Below are 1,646 nucleotides of genomic sequence, written 5' to 3'. Positions count from 1 at the left end.
TCAAGCGTGGTTGGGGTGGTTAGCATCATCGCTTCGATATGGGCGGTTCTTCGCCGGTACGGGAATATCAACCCGTTGTCCATCGACTACGCCTGTCGGCCTCGCCTTAGGTCCCGACTCACCCAGGGAAGAAAAACTTGACCCTGGAACCCTTGATCATTCGGCGGACGGGTTTCTCACCCGCCATTCGCTACTCATGCCTGCATTCTCACTCGAACACGCTCCACCTGATGGTTTCCACCCAGGCTTCACCGCATGCCCGACGCTCCCCTACCCACCCCACAATATGTGGAGTGACACAGCTTCGGCGGTGTACTTGAGCCCCGCTACATTGTCGGCGCGGAATCACTTGACCAGTGAGCTATTACGCACTCTTTCAAGGGTGGCTGCTTCTAAGCCAACCTCCTGGTTGTCTCAGCAACTCCACATCCTTTCCCACTTAGCACACGCTTAGGGGCCTTAGCTGATGTTCTGGGCTGTTTCCCTCTCGACTCATGAAGCTTATCCCTCACAGTCTCACTGCTACGCTCTCACTTCACCGCATTCGGAGTTTGGTTGACGTCAGTAACCTTGTAGGGCCCATCAGCCATCCAGTAGCTCTACCACGATAAAGAAACACGTAACGCTGCACCTAAATGCATTTCGGGGAGAACCAGCTATCACGGAGTTTGATTGGCCTTTCACCCCTACCCACAGCTCATCCCCCCAGTTTTCAACCTAGGTGGGTTCGGTCCTCCACGTGCTCTTACACACGCTTCAACCTGGCCATGGGTAGATCACCCCGCTTCGGGTCTAGACCGTGCCACTGAAACGCCCTATTCAGACTCGCTTTCGCTACGACTACCCCACACGGGTTAACCTCGCGACACAGCACTAACTCGCAGGCTCATTCTTCAAAAGGCACGCCATCACCTTAATAAGGCTTTGACGGTTTGTAAGCGCATGGTTTCAGGCACTATTTCACTCCCCTCCCGGGGTACTTTTCACCATTCCCTCACGGTACTGATCCGCTATCGGTCATCAGGTAGTATTCAGGCTTACCAGGTGGTCCTGGCAGATTCACACGAGATTCCACGAGCCCCGTGCTACTCGGGTCATACGATCTAGCGGCGGAACATAATACGACTACGGGACTCACACCCTCTACGGTGCAGCACTCACACTGCTTCGTCTCCACGCCCGCACCTCACCAGCCAGCCACGGCAGTAACTGGACACATACACCCACAACCCCCGCACCGCAACCCCTGCCGGGTATCACACGATACAGGTTTAGCCCCATCCGCGTTCGCTCGCCACTACTAACGGAATCACTATTGTTTTCTCTTCCTGAGGGTACTGAGATGTTTCACTTCCCCTCGTTCCCTCCATAACACCTATATATTCAGTGTCAGGTCACACACCTCACAGCATGCGGGGTTCCCCCATTCGGACATCCTGGGATCACCGTCCGGTTATCAACTCCCCCAGGCTTATCGCAGATTCCCACGTCCTTCATCGGCTCCTGATGCCAAGGCATCCACCATACGCTCTCAACAACTTACACACACAAGTGCAAACCATTGATTCATGAGCAACAAAACACAACCCACACAACCACAATGATTGTGTCGGGTTGAGAAAATCACATACATGAAAACAACACCC

The 1,646-nt window shown here is 54.0% G+C and carries 1 rRNA gene; it reads right to left on the bottom strand.

From position 1 onward, the window contains the following. Positions 1–1,545: ribosomal RNA gene (locus CAY35_RS09755) — 23S ribosomal RNA — on the bottom strand; the annotation flags it as partial. Positions 1,546–1,646: the final 101 nt, after the last annotated feature.

The sequence above is a fragment of the Pseudoglutamicibacter cumminsii genome, assembly GCF_003143995.1.
GTDB lineage: Bacteria > Actinomycetota > Actinomycetes > Actinomycetales > Micrococcaceae > Pseudoglutamicibacter > Pseudoglutamicibacter cumminsii_B.
Note: the sequence above shows the minus strand (reverse complement) of the source record. Positions and strands in the feature narration are given on the sequence as shown.